Origin of the sequence: Streptomyces sp. SCPE 10 (assembly GCF_051980735.1) — a bacterium.
In the GTDB taxonomy this organism is placed as follows: Bacteria; Actinomycetota; Actinomycetes; order Streptomycetales; family Streptomycetaceae; genus Streptomyces; species Streptomyces misionensis.
This window is the reverse complement of the sequence record NZ_CP197069.1, coordinates 2629299-2647983: the sequence shown is the minus strand read 5'-3', so window position 1 is coordinate 2647983 and position 18685 is coordinate 2629299. Positions and strand designations below refer to the sequence as shown.

The window sequence follows — 18685 nt, the reverse complement described above, 5'->3', positions numbered from 1 at the left end:
CCTGCGGTCGGGTCACACACCGTCCGCCCCGAGTGACACACCGCAGTAACACCCCTTTCGTAATCGCCGCGCATGGTTGATCGTTGGGCCGTGCGTTGAGGACCGACGTCAGGGGGAGAGCATGACGATCAGCCGTAGGACGCTGCTGGGCGCGGGTGCCGGGGCCGGGGTCGCGGTGCTGACCGCCTGCGGGTCCAACACCGGGCGCGGTGGCGGGGGTTCGGGCGGGACGACGCTCGCGCAGTGGTATCACCAGTACGGGGAGCCCGGGACCGAGCAGGCCGTCGAGCGGTATGCCGCGGCCTACAAGAAGGCGCACGTCACGGTGCAGTGGCGGCCGGGGGACTACGACCGGCAGACCGCCGCCGCGCTGCTCACCGACTCCGGGCCCGATGTCTTCGAGGTCAACGGGCCCTCCCTCGACCAGATCCAGGGCCGGCAGGTGGAGGATCTGACCGAGCTGGTGGCGGGGGTCGAGGACGACTTCAACAGCGCCGTGCTCGCGCCCAAGACGTACCGGGGAAGGGTCTACGGGATCCCGCAGACCATCGACATGCAGATGCTCTACTACCGCAAGAGCCTGCTGGCCGACGCCGGCGTACGACCGCCCGAGACCCTCGACGAACTGGTCGACGCCGCGCGCGAACTGACCGGCAGAAAGGTGAAGGGGCTGTTCCTCGGGAACGACGGCGGCGCGGGCGTGCTCGGCGGAACCCCCCTGTACGCGGCGGGACTCCGGCTGGTCACGGAGGACGGCAAGCCCGGCTTCGACGACCCGGCCGCCGCCCGCACCCTCGGCAAGCTGCGCCGGCTGTACGCCGAGAAGTCCCTGCTGCTCGGCGCGCCCGCCGACTGGTCCGACCCGTCCGCCTTCCTCCAGGGGCTGACCGCGATGCAGTGGTCCGGGCTGTGGGCGCTGCCGCAGGTGCAGAAGGAACTGGGCGACGACTTCGGGGTGCTGCCGTTCCCGAAGGACGGCGCCGCCGGCCGGCCCTCCGTGCCCGTCGGGGCGTACGGCGCCGCCGTCAGCGCGCGCGGCAGGCACAAGGAGGCCGCCAAGGAGTACGTGAAGTGGCTGTGGGTCGAACGCACCGACTACCAGGAGGACTTCGCCCTCTCCTACGGGTTCCACATCCCGGCCCGGATCTCCCTCGCCAAGAAGGCCGCCAAACTGAGGACCGGCGCCGCCGCCGACGCCGTACGGTTCACCACCGAGCACGGCGACGCCCAGCCGCTGCTGTGGACCCCCGCGAGCCAGGTCGCCTACCAGGACGCGCTGAGCAGGATCATCAAGGACGGGGCGAACCCGGAGACCGAACTGCGCACCGTCGTACGGAAGGTGTCCGCCGAACTCGACCGCGTCACGCACACGTCGTGAGGCGCCGAAGGACCCTGTGGTTCTGGGTCTTCGTGGGGCCGTTCGCGATCGGGCTCGCGCTGTTCACCTACGTTCCGCTGCTGTGGAGCGTCGGCCTGAGCTTCTTCGACGCGCACAACACCGTGACGCCCACGCACTTCGTCGGCCTGGACAACTACGTGTCGATGCTGGAGGACGACGCGTTCACCGGCAGCCTGCGCACGTTCCTCGTCTTCACCGCCTTCATCGTGCCCGTCACCTTCGCCCTCTCCCTCTCCCTCGCTCTGATGGTCAACCGGGTGCGCCGGGCCCGTGCCTTCTTCCGGTCGGTGTTCTTCCTGCCCGCCGCGTGCAGTTACGTCGTCGCCGCCCTGATCTGGAAGATGTCGATCTTCAACGGGGTGCGGTTCGGGCTTGCCAACACCCTGCTCGGCTGGTTCCACACCGACCCCGTGGCCTGGCTGTCCACCACCGATCCGCCCTGGTACTGGCTGGTCATCGTGACCGTACGGCTGTGGCTGCAGGCCGGGTTCTACATGATCCTGTTCCTCGCCGGGCTCCAGCGGATCGACCCGGTGCTCTACGAGGCCGCCGCCGTGGACGGGGCCCGGCCCGGCTGGACCGTGCTGCGGCACATCACACTGCCCCAGCTGCGGGCCACCTCGGTCGCGGTGGCACTGCTGCTCGTCATCAACGCCTTCCAGGCCTTCGACGAGTTCTACAACCTGCTGTCCGACGCGCGGGGCTACCCGCCATACGCCCGCCCGCCGCTCGTCTACCTCTACTACACCGCCCTCGGGCAGGGGCAGAACCTGGGGCTCGGCAGCGCGGGGGCCGTCATCCTCGCGCTGATCATCGCCGTCGTCACGGTGGGGCAGGCGCGCTGGCTGCGACTGGGGAGGACGGAAGCCGATGGATGACGCCCTGGTACGGGCCGGGCGGGCGCTGCGCGCGGCGCTGCTCGTGGTGCTCGCGCTGCTCTTCCTGATCCCCTTCTACCTGCTGGTCCGCAACGGGCTGTCCAGCGAGCAGGACATCACCTCGCCCTCGTGGACCCTCTTCCCGACGGAGGTGCGGTGGGGCAACGTACGGGAGCTGTTCGACGACCCGTCCGTGCCGTTCGCCCGCTCGCTGCTCAACTCCGCGCTGATCGCCCTCGCCACCACCCTCGGCACCCTCCTGCTGGCCTCGCTCGCCGGGTACGGCCTCGCCCGCATCCCCTACCGGCACGCGAACAAGGTGTTCTACGGCATCCTCGGCACCCTGCTGGTCCCGGCCGCCGTCACCTTCGTGCCGAGCTTCGTGCTGGTGTCCACGCTGGGCTGGATCTCCACGCTGCGCGGCCTGATCGTGCCGACCCTGTTCTCGGCGTTCGCCTGCTTCGTCTTCCGGCAGTACTTCCTCGGGTTCCCGAGGGAACTGGAGGACGCGGCGCAGGTCGACGGGCTCGGATACTGGCGGACGTACTGGCTGGTGGTCGTCCCGAACGCGCGGCCGGTGTTCGCGGCGGTCGGCACCATCGTCTTCCTCGGCGCCTGGAACTCCTTCCTGTGGCCGCTGGTGATCGGGCAGGACCAGAGCGCCTGGACGGTCCAGGTGGCGCTCTCCTCCTTCACCACCGCCCAAGTGGTGCGGCTGCACGAGCTGTTCATCGCGGCGGCGGTGTCGATCCTGCCGCTGCTGCTGGTGTTCCTCTGCTTCCAGCGGTGGATCGTGGCGGGGGTGGAGCGCTCGGGGATCGACTGACGCCGGCCGCTCAGCGGCTGCCGGTCAGATGCGCGAAGACGACCACGTTGCCCTGGTAGCCGGTGGTCTTCGAGTAGCCGCCGCCGCAGGTGATCACGCGCAGCTCGGGGCGGCGGGCGGCGCCGTAGACCTTCCGGTCGGGGAAGGCGCTGGCGGCGTAGACCTCGACGGCGTCCACGGTGAACTCGGCCACGGTGCCGTCTCGGCGGTCGATCTCGATCCGGGCGTCCCGCTTGAGCGCGCCGAGGTCGTAGAAGACGGCGGGCCCCTCCTTGTTGTCCACGTGTCCGGCGACGATCGCGGTGCCGGTCTCGCCGGGCATGGTGCCGGCCTCGTACCAGCCGGCCAGGTTCTTGTCCTGGGCGGGCGGCACGTCCAGGCTGCCCGAGGAAGTGAGGGCGAGGCCCATCAGCGGCGCGTTCACCCGGATCGACGGAATCCGGATGCGCAGCGGCGGGGACGGCGGGAGCGCGGGCGCGGTGAGGCGTTCCCCGCCGGGATCGGGGCGGCCCTCGGCGGCGGTCGGCTGCGGGGGCGCGTGCGTGTCGCCGAGCAGCCAGACCCCCGCGGCCAGGGCCACGACGGTGACCGCGGCTATCGCGGTGTCCCCGACCCTGCGCGCCCGGCGCCCGCGGGGGCGGCGGGCGCCCCGGGCACGGCTCACGGGCAGGCGTGTGCTGCGCATGGCAACCCCTCTCCCGGGGGCGGACCCCCGCAGTGGACCTGGGGCGGTCCCGCCCGGTGCGGCGGGACCCCCTCCCCCTCCGGGCCGCGAGGGGCATCGGACCCGGAGGGGGCGGGACGTGCGGTACCGGCGGACGGACAGCGGAGGGTGTCCGTCAGATCCCGTCGCCTCTCGCCCGGCGATGCAGGAGCCAGGTACCGCCCGCGGCTGCGACGGCCAGTGCCGCCACGCCCGCCGCGGTCTGCACGGGGTCGGGGCCGAGTGCGCCGCCGACCCCCGTCTTCACGCTTCCGCGCGGCTGCACCTGGTCGTGCGCCGCGCTCAGGGCGACCACCAGGTCGCCCGTCACCTGCCGGGTGCCCTCCGCGCACTTGGCGACGATCTCGTACGTCCCCGGCTGCGCGCTCGGCGGCACCTGGAACTGACCGATCGCCTCGCCCTGGTGGGTGGTCGGCGCCAGGGTGAAGACACCGGCGCCCACCGCGCCCGCGTCCCCGGTGGCGCCGCTCTTGTCCCCGCACGCGGCGGTGTTCACGGTGACCTGGCCGCCGGGCATCGCGGTGGCCGGGTACACCTTCAGGCTGCCCGCGGGGGCACCGAAGGGCCGGGCCGCCGGCCGCGGGACGCCGCCGTGGGCGGGCGCGGTGGCGAGCGCCGCGGTGGCCACGGCGAGCGCGGTACCGGTCAGCAGACGGGCGGTGCGACGCATGGTGCTCCCCGAGCTTGTCCGACTGATGTGTCTCGTGCCCTTCCGAGGTAACGGGGTCATGGCCGGATCCGCTTGCCGAGAGATCGCCCGGACTGCGGTGAACGGGTGGCGCCCCGGGTGCCCGTACGGCGTAGCCCCCGGGGAGATCGGGCAGGTCAGGGGCGGTATGCCGGGAAATGGGAGAAGAAAGTACGAAGAACACACGAATGGAGCGACGGCGGCGGTTGAACGGGTGACCACGCTCCATCCCGGCCGTCCGCACCACCAAAAAGGACATACGTCTGATCTGTGTCGCCCGGGTGAACCGGAATGGAACCCGACGGGAGAAAGATCTTGACTCCGGGTGCGGCCACGGTTAAGTTTTTGACGCACCTTCGGGGGAAGGTGCCATAGAACCGGGGGGCTCTTTGATCGGAACGCCGGCCGCGACAGGCCTGATGAGTTCCTGATTCTTCTGCGCACTTTCGCAGCTCTATCGCATTCCTCATTCAAAGTCTTCGGCAGTTCGCCGTGCGGTGCCCGACGCCTCGCACGGACTGCCGAATGGGGTCTTCTGTCATGCCCATGATCAGGTGGCCCCGCCGCGCCCGCTAAGGGCGACACCCCAGCGGAGGGAGGTGGAAAGCATGGAGAATGTCGAGGTCATCGAGCTGGAGGACGACATCGTCGAGTTCGAGTCCGCCGAGGACAACGCCGCGAACGTCGCCAACGTCGCCAACGTTGCGAACGTGGCGAACGTCGCCAATGTGGCGAACGTGGCCAACGTAGCGAACGTTGCCAACGTGGCGAACGTCGCGAACATCTGATGAGGCTGGGTGACGGGGAATTTCCCCGTCACCCCGTCTCCTCCCTGTCAAATTCCTGTGGAAAGGTAAACCCGAACTGTGGCGCGCTCGGTGATTGAAGAAAAGCTGCAAGCGGCCCGCGTATTGGCGAAGGCGCTTGCCGCCGACGACAATGGATCGATTGATTCCATGTATATTGCGGGAAGCCTGACGGCGGGCCTCGGAAATCCCACGAGCGATGCCGACCTCTTCGTTCTCTACGCGGACGAGTCCGCCATGGGCGACGACGTCACGCAGTACAACGTGAACGGACACCGGGTCGACGTCGAGCGCTACACCCTCGCCTTCGTCGAGGACGCGGTGGAGACGGTCACCTCGTTCGAGCTGCGCCGGGACAACCTGACCGAGCTGCACAAACTGCCCGACAAGCTGGACTTCGTCTGCCGCCTGTACACCTCCGAGACCGTGGCGCCCTCGCCCGCCCTCGACGGCTTCAAGCGGCGCATCGACGCGTCGGTCGCCACCATCCGCCAAGTGGCGGTCAATTACTCCGCCATCGCGGTCAACGGTCACCTGGAGGACTTCCTCGGCGCCTCCGTCGACGGCGATTTCGAGACAGCCGCCCTGGTCGGCCAGGAGCTGACCGCCTACGCGGGCAAGGCCGTCGCGGCGGCCTCCGGCGACCTCTACTACAGCAAGAAGTGGGTCTACAAGCAGCTCGACCGCACCCCCGTCGCCGGCTTCCCGAAGGACACCTTCGTCGAGTTCCAGCGCGGCAACTGGACCGACCGCGGCGACCGCGCCGCCGAAGAGCTCGTCTTCTTCGTGCAGACCTGCGTCGCCGCCGCCCAGCTGCTCAGCCGCCAGGGCGTGTCCCTGGACGCCTGGCCGTGGGCCGGACCGGCCGAGCCGGCCGCGGACGGCCTGTGGCGCAACCCCTCGTACAACGTCCTCGGCCAGCGCGAGGGCATCCTGCTGCACTGGGAACTGCGCCGCCAGCTGATGCTGCGCGACCCCGCGGCCTTCGTCTGGGCGCTGTGCGACGGCCGCAGCGCACAGGGCGTCGTCGACGCCGTGCAGGCGCTGGCCGAACACGTCCCCGCGCTCAAGACCATGACCCCCGAGCGCGTCGAGCGGCTGCTGGAGTCGCTGCGCTCACGCGACCTCGTGGGCGGCGCACCGTACTCCGTCCTCGGCACCATCTGATCGGCAGCGGGACCCATGGCAGCGACGACGACCCGGCCGACCGGCACCGAGGATCTGCTGGAGACGGCCCAGTGGGCCCTCGAACGGCTCGGCACCCGCGCGCAGTACGCGCAGGTCTACGCGGAGCGCACCGTCGAGGTGCGCGTGGAGTGCCTGGACGGCGAGGTGCTCGCCACCTGCGTGGAGCCCCGCGAGGGCCTTGCGTGCATGGTCCGCGAGGACGGCCGCTGGCGCCACCGGGCCTTCTCCGTCGCCCAGTTGCCTTCGCTGCCCACCTGGTCGGCGGCCGACCGGTCGGCGCCCGGCGCGGACCTGCCGGCCTGGCCGGACGCCCCGGACCCGCGGTTCACGCCCGTGGCCGCGCGGGACTGGCTGGTCCGGGGCGCCGCCCCGGCCCACTCCCTGCGCACCATGGAGGACCTCACCCTCCGCAGCATCGCCGTCGTGGACACCGACGGCGTGCGGTCGGCCGGCACCACCCGCGTCGTACGGCGCCGCGCCGAGGCCACCGTCACCCGCGACGGCAACCGCTACCGGGGGCTCAGCCGCTGGCTGCAGCGCGGCCCGCTGGCCGGCACCGCCGACCGTGACGCCGTACCGCAGGACGTGGCCCGGATCGCCGTGGAGCACGCGCACGACTCCGCGCGGGCCACCCTCGGCGGGCGCCACCGCACCCCCGTGGTCTTCGGGCCCTCCGCCGCCGTCGGCCTGCTGCACGAGCTGATCGGGCACGCGCTCGAGGGCGACAACTTCACGATGCGCAGCGACTACGTCGCGGGGCTGCGCAAGCCCGGCGCCGTGCCCGCCGCGGTGACCCTGTACGACGACCCCACCCTCGCCGACGGCTACGGCTCGTACGACATCGACGACGAGGGCGTCGCCGGCACCGTCACCACGCTCGTCGCCGACGGCGAACTCGGCACCCCGCTGTCCAGCGTCCGCACGGCCCGGCGCCACGGCCACCCGCCCACCGGCAACGGCCGCCGCCGCGACTACCTCGCCCTGCCGCTGCCCCGTGCCAGCAACACCGTGCTGGCACGCGGCACCGACGACCCGGCCGCCCTGCTGGCGCCCGCCGCCGGGGGCCTGCTGCACGTCGGCTGCCTCGGCGCCGGGATGATCCACCTCGGCTCCGGCGAGTTCCACTTCGCCGCGCTGAACTGCACCTACGTCACCCCCGACGGCCACCGCGTCCCGGTGCGCGACGTCAGCCTGTTCGGCGACGCGCTGGAGACCCTCGCCCGCATCGAGGGCATCGGCACGGACTTCGGCGGCGACAGCGTCACCTGCGGAAAGCAGGGCCAGATGATCGGCATCGGGCTGTTCTCGCCCTCGATGCGGTTCTCCGCACTGGATTGGAGCGCGGCGTGAAGACCCTCGAACACCGCCTCGGCCAGGCGCTCGCCGTGGCCGAGGCGGTCCAGTCGGCCCTGCGGCCGGCGGAGCACGCGGCGACGTTCCTGGAGCGCACCGCCCGGCGCCGGCTGGTGTGCGACGCCACCGGCAAGAGGCAACTCCTCGTCGAGGAACCGCCGTTCAGCGGCTTCGTGCGGCTGGAGCGTGACGGCCGGGAGCTGTACCTCAACGCCGGCCGGCTCACCGCGCCCAGCGCCGCCCGGCTGCTGGCGGCCGGACGCCCGCTCTTCCATCTCGGCAGCCCCGCGGCCGATCGCGACCGGGCGCACGCCCATCCCGCCGACGACGGACCGCGCACCCCGGCGGCAGGTCTCGACATGGCCCGGGCCGCCGAGCGCACCGACGAGCTGACCGCGGCCATCACCACGGGGCTGCTCCCCGGGCAGAGCGTGGCCGCCCTGCACGTCGGCGACGTGCTGCGCGAGTCCGTCTTCCTGGACAGCGCCACGGCCCGCCTCCAGGACCAGTGCTACGGCGTCGAGCTGACCGCCGTCGTCACCGACACGGCCGGCACGCACGCGGTGTCGGCCACCCGCTACGCCACCGCGCTCGACGACATCGACCTGCCCGGGTTCGGCCGCGAACTGGCCCTGCTGCACACCGGGATGGGCACCGGCACGCACACCTTCACGGGCAGCCGCGTCGTGTTCACGCCGTCCGCCGTCGCCCAGGTGCTGCGCGCCCTGGTGAACACGATCCTGCTCAACCCCGTCGCCGACCCCGCGCCGCTGGCCACCACCCTGGTGGACGAGGGCCCGCGCGCGGCGGGCTACGGCGCCGTCGCCTTCGACTGCGAGGGCACCGCGACCGGGGTCACCCGGCTGGTCGGCCGCGACGGCCGGCAGCACGCCCTCGCCACCCGCAAGACCCCCTCCCGGCCGGGCGAGCCGCGGCCGCCGCTGACCGGCCACGCGTGGTGGAACCCGCTGAAGAACTTCCCCCAGACGACGGCCGGCAACGTCCGGCTGACCCCCACCCCGGACACCACCGCCGACTCCCTGCTCGCGGGCGAGCGCTGCGTGGTCGTGGACGCCCGCACCCTGGGCGTCGAGGAGTTCCGCTCGGGCGGTCAGCTCGCGTTCCGGCTCCTGGCCGCCCAGGCGGTGGACGGCGTCCCGGGGCAGGCCTGCACTCCGATGTCCGTCGAGGGGTCCGCCATCGACTTCCTCGCCGCGGTCACGGCCGTCGCCGACACCGTGTCCTACTTCCCCGGCCAGATATCGGCGGGCGGGGCCTACCTGGAGATGGACATCACCGGGATCACCTCGAAGGTAATGGGATCATGACAGTTTCCGGCGGAGGGCTCGAAGCCCGCGGTCTCGTACGCGAGTTCACGACGAAGGACGGCTCGGTACGGCGGGCGGTCGACGACGTGACGCTGGTCGTACGGCCCGGCGAACTCGTCTCCGTGCTCGGCCCCAACGGCGCCGGCAAGACCACCACGGTCAAGATGCTGACCGGGCTGCTCCTGCCGACCGCGGGCCAGGTCCTGATCGACGGGCACGACGTGGTGCGCGACCGCCGCCGCGCCGCCCTGGCCTGCGGTTTCAGCCTCGGCGGTGACACCGGCCTGTACCCGCGGCTGACGGCCGCGCAGAACCTGGAGTTCTTCGGCCTCATGTACGGCCTGCGCGGCTCCCGCCTCGCGCGGCGCACCCGCGAACTCCTGGACGAGGTGGACCTGGGGGACCGCTCCGGCGACCTCGTGGGCTCCTTCTCGCGCGGCATGAAGCAGCGGCTGCACCTGGCCCGCGCGCTGCTGCACGAGCCGTCCGTGCTCATCCTGGACGAGCCCTCCGCGGGCCTCGACCCCCAGTCCGCCGCCACCATGCGCGCCCTCGTCGCGCGGCTCACCGGCGAGGGCCGCAGCATCCTGCTGACCACCCACGACATGCGCGAGGCCGAGGAACTGAGCCGCCGCATCGTGCTGATGAAGGACGGCCGCATCCACGTGGAGTCCACGGCGGGCGAACTGCGGCTGAACGCGGCGAACCGGCTCGGCCACGTCGTCAACGCGGTGTTCTCCGCCGCCGAGGCCCCCGAGGGCGTGAAGGACTGCCCCGGCGTGCTGCGCGTCGAGCGGGACGGCTCCGCCGTCACCCTGCGCGTCACCGACGGCGCCGCCGCCGTGCAGTGGCTGCTGGCCGCCTTCCCCGGGCAGACCACCAGCGTCGCCGTCACCCCGCCCACCCTCGAAGAGGTCTTCCTGGACATGGTGGCCGCGTCATGACCACCGTACGCACCGCACCCGCACCCGCGCGGCGCCCGCGGACCGGTTCCGGGGCGACCTACGCCCGGGCGGTCGTGGACCAGCTGCGGATGCACGCGACCAGCCCCATGGCCATCTTCTCGACGCTCGCGATGCCCTGTGTCTTCGCCTTCGTCGTGCACGCCAACGCCACCCGCGGCTTCTCCCGCCACACCACCAGCGACATGGCCGTCGGCTCGGCGGGCATCGGCATGCTCGACTCGATCATCGTGCTGGTGCTGTTCAGCATGATGGGCGAGAAGCAGTGGAAGACGCTGTACGCCGCCCTCGGCAGCCCCGGCGGCCTGGTCCCCGTGGTCCTCGGCCGGCTGACCGGCACCGCCGTCCAGTCGCTCACCGCGCTGCCCGGCACCCTGCTCGTCCTCGGCCTGCTCTTCGGCGTCGACGGCGGCTTCGACTGGACGCGCTGGCTCGTCGGCGGCGTGCTGCTCTCCTTCGCCACCGCCTCCGTGATCGGCCTGCTCGGCTTTGTGGTCCTGCGCTTCCCGTTCTCGGCCGGCATGACCAACGGACTGACCGGTCTGATCATGGCGCTCAGCGCCCTGATCGTGCCCCAGTCCGCACTGCCCGCGCCCGTGCGGAAGGTCGCCCTGATCGTGCCGCAGTCGCACGTGATGGCCTGGATCCGGGGCGCGGGCGCGGACCAGCTGCTGGCGACGGTGGGCCTCACCGCCGTCTTCTGCGCCCTGGTCGTGATCGCCGTGCAGCGCCTGGAGAAGACCGTCCGCCACGACGCCCTTCCGCTGGAGGCCTGACCATGCGCACCCCCGCCTCCCGCACCGACGCCACACGTGCCGCGCTGCGCGGTTCGGCCCTGTCCTACCGGGCCCTGTTCACCTGGTTCAACCCGCTGGGATATCTCAGCTCGCGCATCGTGCGCCCGATCGGCATGGCCATCGCCTTCACCTCGCTCGCCACGCACTACGGAGCCGGCGCGGCCCGCATGCTGGTCGCCTCCAGCCTGCTCGCGGGCGCGGGCGCGGTCGTCTACGGGATGGCCCTGTCGGTCGGCAACGAGCGCTCCTTCAACACCCTCGGCGTCTGGCTCGCCTCGCCCCAGAACAAGGTCGCCGCCGCCTGCCAGCGGGCCCTGCCGCACATCGTGGACGGCTTCGTCGGCGGCCTGTGCACCTACCTCGTGTGCAGCCTGCTGTACACCACCCTGCCCATCGGCATCCCGCAGTACGCCGCGCTGCTGGCCGTCGGCGTGCTGACGACCGCGGCGTTCGGTCTGACCCTCTCGGCCCTCGCCCTGCTCATCGAGGACCTGTTCGTCGGGCCCAACATGGCCGAACTCGTCCTCATGGTGCTGTCGGGAACCCTGGTGCCCCAGAACCGGCTCCCCGGCTTCCTGGCCCCGCTGAGCGAGGCGATGCCGCTCAGCCATGTGATGCGGGCCGTCGACGGCCTCCTCGCCGGGCGGGCGCACAACGTGTCCCTGGTCGTCGAACTGGCCGTCGGCGCCGCATGGGCCCTCGCCGGTGTGCTCTTCGTGCATCTGGCCGCCCGCCGCGCGACCGCCCGTGTCGCGCTCGGCAACGCCTGAACAGTCCGGAAGAGAAACGCCTGAACAGTCCCGGAAGAGAAAGAAGACAAGTGAACAACAGCCTGCCATCCACCTGGTCCGCGAACGCCTGGATCGACCCGCGCGGCACCTTCTCCGGTCCGGTACGGCACCAGGACGGCCTGATCACCCCCGGCCCGCTGACGGCCGCGCCGCTCGGCGACACCGAGCCGTACCTGGTCCCCTCGCTCCCCGTCGAGGTGCACTGCCACGGCCTGGGCAGCGTCGACTTCTCCAACTTCGCGGAGATCGACCTCTTCGAGGTCGACAAGCACGCCGCATCCGAGGGCCTGCTGTGCATCCCGACCCTGTACCTGCGCCAGGAACGCCTCGACGGGTTCGTGGAGTTCATGCGGGGCTTCGCCGCGCTGAAGGCGGACGGCAAGCTCCCGTTCGTCCCGGCCATCGCCCTGGAGGGCCCGCTCGTCGCCAGCTTCGGCGGCACCCCGGCCAGCTCCGTGTGGGCGCCCTCCAAGGAGGAGTGGGAGAAGCTCGCGAGCTGCGGCCCGCTGGGCCTCGTCTACATCATGCTGTCGCCGGACGCCCTCCAGTCCAGCTCCTACCTGGCCGCCCAGTTCACCCCGGACCACCCGTCCCTGGAGTGGATCGTCACCCGCCTCGTGGAGAACGGCGTCCGCCCGGCACTGGGGCACTTCGCCAAGGAGAACCCGCAGCTCGGCGCCGACTGCGTCGAGGAGGTGCTGGCCGCGGCCGAGGCCGCCGAGTGCCCGCACGACGGCGTCCGCGTCGTCACCGACCACCTCTTCAACGAGATGCCGCTGCTGATCAAGCACGCGTTCCGCACCTCCAAGGCGCGCGCCAACCGGGACGCGCTGCTGGCCCGGTACGACCTGCCGTCCTGGAACCTCGCCGACCTGCACGAGCAGGTCGGGCCGGTGCCGGCCGCCATCATGCGCGGCGCGCACGCCGGCCGCATCGCCGCCTGCCTCAACTTCGACGGCGAACACGTCGACTTCGCCATCGCCAAGCGGGCCATCGAGATCGTCGGACCGCACAACATGATGCTGATGACGGACCGCAGCGACGTCGCCCGCCTGGCCGGCCAGGACCTGCACCAGGAGCCCGGCAGCGACCTGTGGTACCAGGAGCAGGGCGTGGTCGCCGCCGGCACCCAGCCCATCGACCAGCAGATCGCCAACGTCCGCGCCCTCGGCGTGCCCGAGGCCGACATCTGGCACCTGGTCTCCTTCACCGCGTACCGCACCTTCTTCCCGGGGGTGGACCTCGCCGCCGACCGGTTCGCGCGGGGCTGCCACGTGGATGCCGAGCGGCAGCGCCGCGCCCTGATCTGAGCGCGCCCACCCGAAGAGAACGAGGCGAAGATGAGGAGCACAGGAATGGAGACGCAGCGTTCCGCCGAGCGCCCCCACGACATACCGCCCGGCCTGCTGGCCGCCGTCACCCGCTCGCCCGTCAAGGAGCGGCTGTTCGGTACGGACACCTACACCCGGGAGGCCGCCTGGACGTTCGGCGACCACACGGACGAACTGCTGCGCACCGCCCTTTGCGTCCTCAAGCCCGATGCCGCTGTAGGGCGGCGCTACGGCACCGCCCTACAGGCACTGCGCGACAACGGGTTCCGCCCGGTCGACGTGGTGCGCTTCCGGCACGACCGGCTGACCATCCGCGAGACCTGGCGCTTCCAGCTCAACTTCGCCGACCGCGAGCGCATCGCCACCATGGAGCTGTACCTGCGCTCCCTGGACTGCGTGCTGCTCGTGCTGCGCGACGAGCGGTACCGGCCCGGCGCCGTGCCGGCCGCCGTCCGGCTGGCCTCCCTCAAGGGCCCGGCGACCGCCGAACGGCGCAGGCCGGAGCACCTGCGCGAGCGGCTGGGCGCGCTCAACGGGCTGTTCAACTTCATCCACACCACCGACGAACCCCTCGACGTGCTGCGCGACCTCGGGCTGCTGCTCGCACCCGGGCGCCGCGAACGGGTCCGCGACCGGATGGTGTCCGGCCACGACGCCACCGACGAGGTGACCCGCGTCCTCGCGGACATCGAGGACACCGTCGAACCCCACGACCTCGACCCCGAGCGCAGCCGGCGGCGCCTGGAGGAGGCCGGCTCGCCCGCCGGGGCACTCGCCCGGCTGCACGCCCGGGGCGCCACCGTCACCGCCGCCGAACTGCTCCAGGCGGCCCACCACCCGGACGCCGACCCCGGCGAGCTGTGGGACCTGCTGTCGGTGCTGACCGCCACCGTGCGCTTCAACACCCCCGGCATCGAGCGCATCTACCCCAACGTGCTGCTCACCGCCTGGCAGGAGCAGGCATGAGCGGCGGCCACATCTGCGTCTGCTACCAGGTCGGCGAGGACGAGATCGTCGGCTGGATCCGCCGGGGCGTCACGACCGTCGAGGGCCTGGGGGAGCGCTGCGGCGCCGGGCAGGGCTGCGGCGACTGCCACGAGATGCTGGAGGAACTCGTCGAGGACTTCGGCGACCCGGCCGTGAGCGACCTCGAAACGGCGGCGAGCCATGCCCGGCGATGACCTCGGACGGTTCTGGCACGCCACCCTCACCGAGGCCGCCGAGCTGCCCCTCGACGTACGACTGACCGCCGTCCGGACGCCGTTGGCCGGATACGGCGTGTACGACGTCTCCTTCGCCGGGGCGCACGGCCACCGCGTCGCGGCCTGGCTGATCCTGCCCGAGGGCCGCGCGGGCGACGGGCCGGCGCCGTGCACCGTCCAGTTCCTCGGCTACGGCGAAGGCCGCGGCCACGTCCTGGACAGCGTGCTGTGGCCCGCCCTCGGCTATGCCACGCTCGTCGTGGACACCCGCGGCCAGAGCGGCGCGGGCGGTCGCGCGGGCGCCACCCCGGACCCGGTCGGCCTCACCCACCCCCAGGTGCCGGGCTTCGTCACGCGCGGCATCCTCGACCCCGCCACGTACTACTACCGGGACGCGTACGTCGACGCGGTGCGCGCCGTCGCCGTGGCCGCCGGGCACCCGGGCGTCGACGCCGGCCGCGTCGCCACCACCGGCCGCAGCCAGGGCGGCCAACTGGCCCTGGCGGCGGCGGTGCTGAGCCCGCTGGTCGGCGCCGCGCTCGTCGAGTCGCCCTTCCTCGCCGCGCTGCCCGACCCGACCCGGGTCCCCGACCGGCAGCCCTACCGGGAACTGCTGCGCTTCGCCGAGTCCTACCCGGACCTGGTGCCGCGCGCGGCGCGGACGCTCGCCCTCTTCGACGTCGCCGAGCTGGCGGCGTACGGCCGCTGCCCGGCGCTGTTCTCCGTGGCCGGCCGGGACCAGCGCTGCCTGCCGGAGACCGGGTACGCCGCACACGCCCGCTACCCGGCGCCCAAACGGCTGCTGACCTGGCCGCTGGCCGAGCACGCCGCGCCCAACACCCCGCTCCGGCTCGCCGAGGCGGAGTTCCTGGCCGACGTCTTCGCCCAGGCCGCCCCGCCCGCCCCCGCGTTCTGGCAGGAAGGACACGACAGATGAGACGCCTGCATCCGCAGAGCCCGCCCGTCTCCCGGCTGACCGAGGTCCCCGCCGGCCTCCTGGAGACCGTCACCTGGTCGGAACGCAAGGCCGATCTGTACGCGGTCGACCAGTACTTCCGCGAGGCCGTCTGGACCTTCGGGGACATCACCGAACGGATGCTCGGCATCGCGCTGTGCATGCTCAAGTCCGAGGCGACCGCGGGGCGCAGGCTGCGGCCCGCGCTGCGGATCCTGCGGGAGGCCGGCTTCCACCCGGTGGACGCGGTGCGCTTCCGGCACGACCGGATGACGATCCGCGAGGTCTGGCGCTACCAGTTCAACATCGCGAGCCGCGAGCGCATCGAGGCCATGGACGTCATCCTGCCCAGCACCGAGACGGTGGCGCTGGTCCTGCGGGACGAGCAGTGGCGGCCGGGGGCCGTGCCCGCCGCCGTACGGCTCAACGCGCTCAAGGGCCCGGCCGACCCGGCCCAGCGCAAGCCGGAGCACCTGCGCCACCAACTCGGCGTGGTCAGCGGCCTGTTCAACTTCACGCACATCTCGGACGAGCCCGCGGACGTGCTGCGCGAACTCGCCGTCATCTGCGACGAGCCCCGGCGCGAACTGGTCCGCCGCCGCATCCTGGACGACCACGACGCCCGCCCCGACGCCCTGGGCATCTTCCAGGAGCTGGAGGACCGGCACCCCGAGCACGACTTCGACCTGGAGGCCAGCTGGCGCCGGCTCGCCGCGCCCGACGGGCCGCTCGCGGCGGAGGGCGGCAGGCGCCCCGGCCTCAGGGAGATGCTCGACCTGACCCACCGCACCTGCCTGGACGATCCGCACCGCTGGGACCTGCTGACCGTCGTCACCCATCTGCTGACCGCGATGAACGTCGAGGGCGTGACCCCCACCGTGCCCAACGTCACGCGGGACTGGCAGCCGCGGCGACTGGACGGGGTCGCCTCGTGACCGCCGTCCTCACCACCCTCAACCTCGCCGTGGAACGGCGGGGCTCCTGGGCCACCCTCGGCCACAGCGGCATCGACAAGCGGCCGGTGGCCCACCGGGTCATGGCCCGCCACGAGGGACTCGAAGGCGACCTGGTCGCCGACCGGCGGGTGCACGGCGGCCCCGACAAGGCGGTGTACGCCTTCGCCCGCGAGGACGCCGTCTTCTGGGAGCGGGAACTGGGCCGCGAGATCCGCCCGGGCAACTTCGGCGAGAACCTCTCGACCACCGGCCTGGACATCACCGGCGCCGAGGTCGGCGAGCGCTGGGCCATCGGCGAGGCGGTCTTCGAGGTCATCCGGGCCCGCAAGCCCTGTCGCGTCTTCGCGGGCTTCTGGGACGTCCCGGACCTGGTCAAGCGCTTCATCGCCCAGGGCGCCCCGGGCGCCTATCTGCGCGTGCTGAAGGAGGGAACCATCGGGGCGGGCGATGCCATCGAGATCATCGAGCGGCCCGGACACGGGGTGACCATCGGCTACATGCTCAGGGCGCTGACCACCGAGCCGCACCTGATGCCCCGCTTCCTGGACGCCCCCCAGATGCTGCCCAAACACCACGAGAAGGCCCGCAAGTGGCTGGCCACGCACCCTCAGGAGACATCCGCCCGATGACCACCACCGCATCCCAGCCCCTGGTCGACCCGGCCCGCCTGGCCGCCCTCGACTGGTCCGACATGCCCGCCCTGCACCGGCCGATGGAGGACCTCCTCGAAGAGCTGGCGACCCACCCGACCTGGCTCAACGACGCCTTCGACCATGTGCTGGCCACCCCGGAGCTGCTGAACCAGTGCGAGCGGCTCCAGGAGCTCGACCGGGTCGTCCTCGTCAACGACAAGGCCAGCGACGTACGGATCAGGCTGCACGTCTTCACCGGCAGCGACTTCGACCGGCCGCACAACCACCGCTGGAGCTTCGGCTCGCGCATCCTGCACGGCAGCTACCAGCACCACCTCTACGGCGACTACGACGAGCTGGACACCGACACCCGGATCGGCACCCCGGCCCTGGTGCGCGAGGAGGTCGCCGGCTCCGGCTATGTGATCCGGCACACGATGGTGCACACCGTCGCCTCCCCGCCCGACACCACCTCCCTGATCGTCCGCGGCCCCTCCGAGAAGAACCGCTTCCTCGTGATGAACCGCGACAACGGCGAGGCCTGGTGGCAGTACGGCCAGAAGGACGAGAAGCCGGAGGACCAGGCCAAGCGCCGGCTCGGCGCCGAGCGCGTCGAGGAGATCCGGCAGCTGCTGATCAGCCAGGGATGCATCCGTTGACCGCGACCGCCACCCCCCGCACGACCGTCTCGCTCGTCATCTTCGACTGCGACGGCGTACTCGTCGACAGCGAGCCGATCGCGGTGCGCACCCATGTCGCCCTGGGCGCCGAACTGGGCTGGCCGCTGAGCGAGTCCGACGTCATGAACCGCTTCGTCGGCCGCTCGACCACCTCGATCGGCGAGCAGATCGCCGAGCGCCTCGGCGCCGAGACCGCCCGGATCTGGGACGAGCGGTTCCGAGACATGCACGCCAAGGCGGTGGACGAGGACCTGACCGCGGTCGACGGCATCACCGAGGCCCTGGACGGCCTGGCGGCCGCGGGCCTCGGCGCGCGGCACTGGTGCATCGCCTCCAGCGGCAGCCACGAGAAGATGCGGCACACCCTCGGCCGGGTCGGGCTCTACGAACGCTTCGAGGGCCGCGTCTTCAGCGCCCACGAGGTGGCCCGGGGCAAGCCCGCGCCGGACCTCTTCCTGCACGCCGCGCGGCGGATGGGCGTCGACCCGTCCCACTGCGTCGTGGTGGAGGACAGCAGGTTCGGCGTCCAGGCGGCGGCCGCCGCCGGGATGCGCTCCTTCGGGTACGCGGGCGGCCTCACCCCGGCCGAATGGCTCACGGGGACCGCGACGGCCGTCTTCACCGACATGCGCAGGCTGCCGGACCTGGTCGCCGCGCACGGCACGGGGGAGGTGTCCGGTGCCGCTGGAGATTGAGCGCAAGTTCCTGCTCGGCGACGGACCGCTGCCGCCCGCCGTGGCGACCGAGCCCATCGAGCAGGGCTACCTCGCCGTCACCGGCACGGGCACCGAGGTACGGGTGCGCCGCATCGCGGGCCGGTGCGTCCTCGGGGTCAAGCACGGACACGGCGAGCTGTCCCGGGTCGAGGTCGAACTCCCGCTCACCGAGTCGGAGTTCGACGACCTGTGGCCCGCCACGGCGGGGGCCCGGCTGGTGAAGACCCGGCACTCCGTACCCGTGCGCGACACCCTCGCCTTCGTCGACGTGTACGAGCAGGAGCTGTCCGGTCTGCGCACCGTCGAGGTCGAGTTCCCCTCGGAGGAGGCGGCACGGGCCTTCGCCCCGCCGCGGTGGTTCGGCCCGGAGATCACCGGCGACAAGCGGTACCGCAACCGCCGGCTGGCGACGGAGGGCCTGGGCCCGCTCGCGCCCTGACGGTCACCGGACCGCTCCACCGGCCCGGGCCGGG

21 protein-coding genes are annotated in these 18685 nt (G+C 72.2%); 19 read left to right on the top strand and 2 right to left on the bottom strand.

The window, feature by feature from the left end:
* The first annotated feature begins 121 nt into the window (after positions 1 to 121).
* The 3 genes from ACSP97_RS12425 to ACSP97_RS12415 are packed head-to-tail and all read left to right on the top strand — an operon-like array spanning position 122 to position 3103.
* Positions 122 to 1378 carry an ABC transporter substrate-binding protein gene (locus tag ACSP97_RS12425; RefSeq protein WP_358304017.1) on the top strand — a complete coding sequence of 419 codons (1257 nt, stop codon included), beginning with the start codon at positions 122 to 124 and terminating at the stop codon, positions 1376 to 1378.
* On the top strand, positions 1375 to 2277 hold the full coding sequence (locus tag ACSP97_RS12420; protein ID WP_358304015.1) for a carbohydrate ABC transporter permease: 903 nt from the start codon (positions 1375 to 1377) through the stop codon (positions 2275 to 2277). Before ACSP97_RS12425 ends, ACSP97_RS12420 begins: the two co-directional genes overlap by 4 nt.
* On the top strand, positions 2270 to 3103 hold the full coding sequence (locus tag ACSP97_RS12415) for a carbohydrate ABC transporter permease (RefSeq protein ID WP_440557506.1): 834 nt from the start codon (positions 2270 to 2272) through the stop codon (positions 3101 to 3103). Before ACSP97_RS12420 ends, ACSP97_RS12415 begins: the two co-directional genes overlap by 8 nt.
* Before the next feature lie 10 nt (positions 3104 to 3113).
* Here ACSP97_RS12415 and ACSP97_RS12410 read toward each other — a convergent pair whose 3' ends face one another.
* Together ACSP97_RS12410 and ACSP97_RS12405 are read right to left on the bottom strand one after the other, a co-directional pair.
* Positions 3114 to 3788 (bottom strand): class F sortase, encoded by a 675-nt coding sequence (locus tag ACSP97_RS12410; RefSeq protein ID WP_355144515.1) that lies wholly within the window; start codon positions 3786 to 3788, stop codon positions 3114 to 3116.
* 154 nt (positions 3789 to 3942) lie between these two features.
* Entirely contained in the window at positions 3943 to 4497 is a 555-nt protein-coding gene (locus ACSP97_RS12405; protein ID WP_355144513.1) for a hypothetical protein, read from the bottom strand.
* A 626-nt stretch (positions 4498 to 5123) separates the two neighbouring features.
* Between ACSP97_RS12405 and ACSP97_RS12400 the strand changes: the two genes are divergently transcribed.
* The 16 genes from ACSP97_RS12400 (at position 5124) to ACSP97_RS12325 (ending at position 18651) form a co-directional block, all read left to right on the top strand.
* A complete protein-coding gene (locus tag ACSP97_RS12400) occupies positions 5124 to 5303 on the top strand; it encodes a hypothetical protein (protein WP_355327251.1) in 180 nt (59 codons plus the stop codon).
* A 168-nt stretch (positions 5304 to 5471) separates the two neighbouring features.
* On the top strand, positions 5472 to 6488 hold the full coding sequence (locus tag ACSP97_RS12395; protein WP_440557503.1) for a PqqD family protein: 1017 nt from the start codon (positions 5472 to 5474) through the stop codon (positions 6486 to 6488).
* Between the two features lie 15 nt (positions 6489 to 6503).
* A complete protein-coding gene (locus ACSP97_RS12390) occupies positions 6504 to 7859 on the top strand; it encodes a TldD/PmbA family protein (protein WP_355144507.1) in 1356 nt (451 codons plus the stop codon).
* On the top strand, positions 7856 to 9190 hold the full coding sequence (locus ACSP97_RS12385) for a metallopeptidase TldD-related protein (protein WP_440557501.1): 1335 nt from the start codon (positions 7856 to 7858) through the stop codon (positions 9188 to 9190). The genes ACSP97_RS12390 and ACSP97_RS12385 overlap by 4 nt, the downstream gene beginning before the upstream one ends.
* The gene (locus tag ACSP97_RS12380) at positions 9187 to 10134 is read left to right on the top strand and encodes an ABC transporter ATP-binding protein (RefSeq protein ID WP_355144503.1); all 948 of its coding nucleotides are present in this window, start codon (positions 9187 to 9189) and stop codon (positions 10132 to 10134) included. The genes ACSP97_RS12385 and ACSP97_RS12380 overlap by 4 nt, the downstream gene beginning before the upstream one ends.
* Positions 10131 to 10928, top strand: a complete 798-nt coding sequence (locus tag ACSP97_RS12375) for a hypothetical protein (RefSeq protein WP_440557499.1) — start codon at positions 10131 to 10133, stop codon at positions 10926 to 10928. The genes ACSP97_RS12380 and ACSP97_RS12375 overlap by 4 nt, the downstream gene beginning before the upstream one ends.
* A 2-nt stretch (positions 10929 to 10930) precedes the next feature.
* Positions 10931 to 11719 (top strand): ABC transporter permease, encoded by a 789-nt coding sequence (locus ACSP97_RS12370; protein WP_440557497.1) that lies wholly within the window; start codon positions 10931 to 10933, stop codon positions 11717 to 11719.
* 50 nt (positions 11720 to 11769) lie between these two features.
* On the top strand, positions 11770 to 13050 hold the full coding sequence (locus ACSP97_RS12365) for a hypothetical protein (protein WP_355144497.1): 1281 nt from the start codon (positions 11770 to 11772) through the stop codon (positions 13048 to 13050).
* Positions 13051 to 13095: 45 nt separating this feature from the next.
* Positions 13096 to 14037 carry a hypothetical protein gene (locus ACSP97_RS12360; protein ID WP_440557495.1) on the top strand — a complete coding sequence of 314 codons (942 nt, stop codon included), beginning with the start codon at positions 13096 to 13098 and terminating at the stop codon, positions 14035 to 14037.
* Positions 14034 to 14252: a (2Fe-2S)-binding protein gene (locus tag ACSP97_RS12355; protein WP_355144493.1), complete on the top strand. Its 219-nt coding sequence runs from the start codon at positions 14034 to 14036 to the stop codon at positions 14250 to 14252. The genes ACSP97_RS12360 and ACSP97_RS12355 overlap by 4 nt, the downstream gene beginning before the upstream one ends.
* The gene (locus tag ACSP97_RS12350; RefSeq protein WP_358271328.1) at positions 14239 to 15210 is read left to right on the top strand and encodes an acetylxylan esterase; all 972 of its coding nucleotides are present in this window, start codon (positions 14239 to 14241) and stop codon (positions 15208 to 15210) included. The genes ACSP97_RS12355 and ACSP97_RS12350 overlap by 14 nt, the downstream gene beginning before the upstream one ends.
* Positions 15207 to 16163 carry a hypothetical protein gene (locus tag ACSP97_RS12345; protein ID WP_355529425.1) on the top strand — a complete coding sequence of 319 codons (957 nt, stop codon included), beginning with the start codon at positions 15207 to 15209 and terminating at the stop codon, positions 16161 to 16163. The genes ACSP97_RS12350 and ACSP97_RS12345 overlap by 4 nt, the downstream gene beginning before the upstream one ends.
* Complete coding sequence (locus ACSP97_RS12340) at positions 16160 to 16813, top strand: MOSC domain-containing protein (RefSeq protein ID WP_440557492.1); 654 nt, start codon at positions 16160 to 16162, stop codon at positions 16811 to 16813. Before ACSP97_RS12345 ends, ACSP97_RS12340 begins: the two co-directional genes overlap by 4 nt.
* Positions 16810 to 17475, top strand: a complete 666-nt coding sequence (locus tag ACSP97_RS12335; RefSeq protein WP_355529422.1) for a hypothetical protein — start codon at positions 16810 to 16812, stop codon at positions 17473 to 17475. The genes ACSP97_RS12340 and ACSP97_RS12335 overlap by 4 nt, the downstream gene beginning before the upstream one ends.
* Positions 17463 to 18191 carry an HAD family hydrolase gene (locus ACSP97_RS12330; RefSeq protein ID WP_435799197.1) on the top strand — a complete coding sequence of 243 codons (729 nt, stop codon included), beginning with the start codon at positions 17463 to 17465 and terminating at the stop codon, positions 18189 to 18191. The genes ACSP97_RS12335 and ACSP97_RS12330 overlap by 13 nt, the downstream gene beginning before the upstream one ends.
* Positions 18175 to 18651 (top strand): adenylate cyclase, encoded by a 477-nt coding sequence (locus ACSP97_RS12325; protein ID WP_355144481.1) that lies wholly within the window; start codon positions 18175 to 18177, stop codon positions 18649 to 18651. The genes ACSP97_RS12330 and ACSP97_RS12325 overlap by 17 nt, the downstream gene beginning before the upstream one ends.
* Positions 18652 to 18685: the final 34 nt, after the last annotated feature.

What these genes read in the sequence shown, in the direction of transcription:
- ACSP97_RS12350 (WP_358271328.1), top strand. Translation starts at nt 14,239, where the DNA reads ATGCCCGGCGATGACCTCGGACGGTTCTGGCACGCCACCCTCACCGAG.
- ACSP97_RS12405 (WP_355144513.1), bottom strand. Translation starts at nt 4,497, where the DNA reads ATGCGTCGCACCGCCCGTCTGCTGACCGGTACCGCGCTCGCCGTGGCC.
- ACSP97_RS12360 (WP_440557495.1), top strand. Translation starts at nt 13,096, where the DNA reads ATGGAGACGCAGCGTTCCGCCGAGCGCCCCCACGACATACCGCCCGGC.
- ACSP97_RS12330 (WP_435799197.1), top strand. Translation starts at nt 17,463, where the DNA reads ATGCATCCGTTGACCGCGACCGCCACCCCCCGCACGACCGTCTCGCTC.
- ACSP97_RS12345 (WP_355529425.1), top strand. Translation starts at nt 15,207, where the DNA reads ATGAGACGCCTGCATCCGCAGAGCCCGCCCGTCTCCCGGCTGACCGAG.
- ACSP97_RS12375 (WP_440557499.1), top strand. Translation starts at nt 10,131, where the DNA reads ATGACCACCGTACGCACCGCACCCGCACCCGCGCGGCGCCCGCGGACC.
- ACSP97_RS12370 (WP_440557497.1), top strand. Translation starts at nt 10,931, where the DNA reads ATGCGCACCCCCGCCTCCCGCACCGACGCCACACGTGCCGCGCTGCGC.
- ACSP97_RS12415 (WP_440557506.1), top strand. Translation starts at nt 2,270, where the DNA reads ATGGATGACGCCCTGGTACGGGCCGGGCGGGCGCTGCGCGCGGCGCTG.
- ACSP97_RS12380 (WP_355144503.1), top strand. Translation starts at nt 9,187, where the DNA reads ATGACAGTTTCCGGCGGAGGGCTCGAAGCCCGCGGTCTCGTACGCGAG.
- ACSP97_RS12390 (WP_355144507.1), top strand. Translation starts at nt 6,504, where the DNA reads ATGGCAGCGACGACGACCCGGCCGACCGGCACCGAGGATCTGCTGGAG.
- ACSP97_RS12395 (WP_440557503.1), top strand. Translation starts at nt 5,472, where the DNA reads ATGTATATTGCGGGAAGCCTGACGGCGGGCCTCGGAAATCCCACGAGC.
- ACSP97_RS12400 (WP_355327251.1), top strand. Translation starts at nt 5,124, where the DNA reads ATGGAGAATGTCGAGGTCATCGAGCTGGAGGACGACATCGTCGAGTTC.
- ACSP97_RS12410 (WP_355144515.1), bottom strand. Translation starts at nt 3,788, where the DNA reads ATGCGCAGCACACGCCTGCCCGTGAGCCGTGCCCGGGGCGCCCGCCGC.
- ACSP97_RS12425 (WP_358304017.1), top strand. Translation starts at nt 122, where the DNA reads ATGACGATCAGCCGTAGGACGCTGCTGGGCGCGGGTGCCGGGGCCGGG.
- ACSP97_RS12335 (WP_355529422.1), top strand. Translation starts at nt 16,810, where the DNA reads ATGACCACCACCGCATCCCAGCCCCTGGTCGACCCGGCCCGCCTGGCC.
- ACSP97_RS12355 (WP_355144493.1), top strand. Translation starts at nt 14,034, where the DNA reads ATGAGCGGCGGCCACATCTGCGTCTGCTACCAGGTCGGCGAGGACGAG.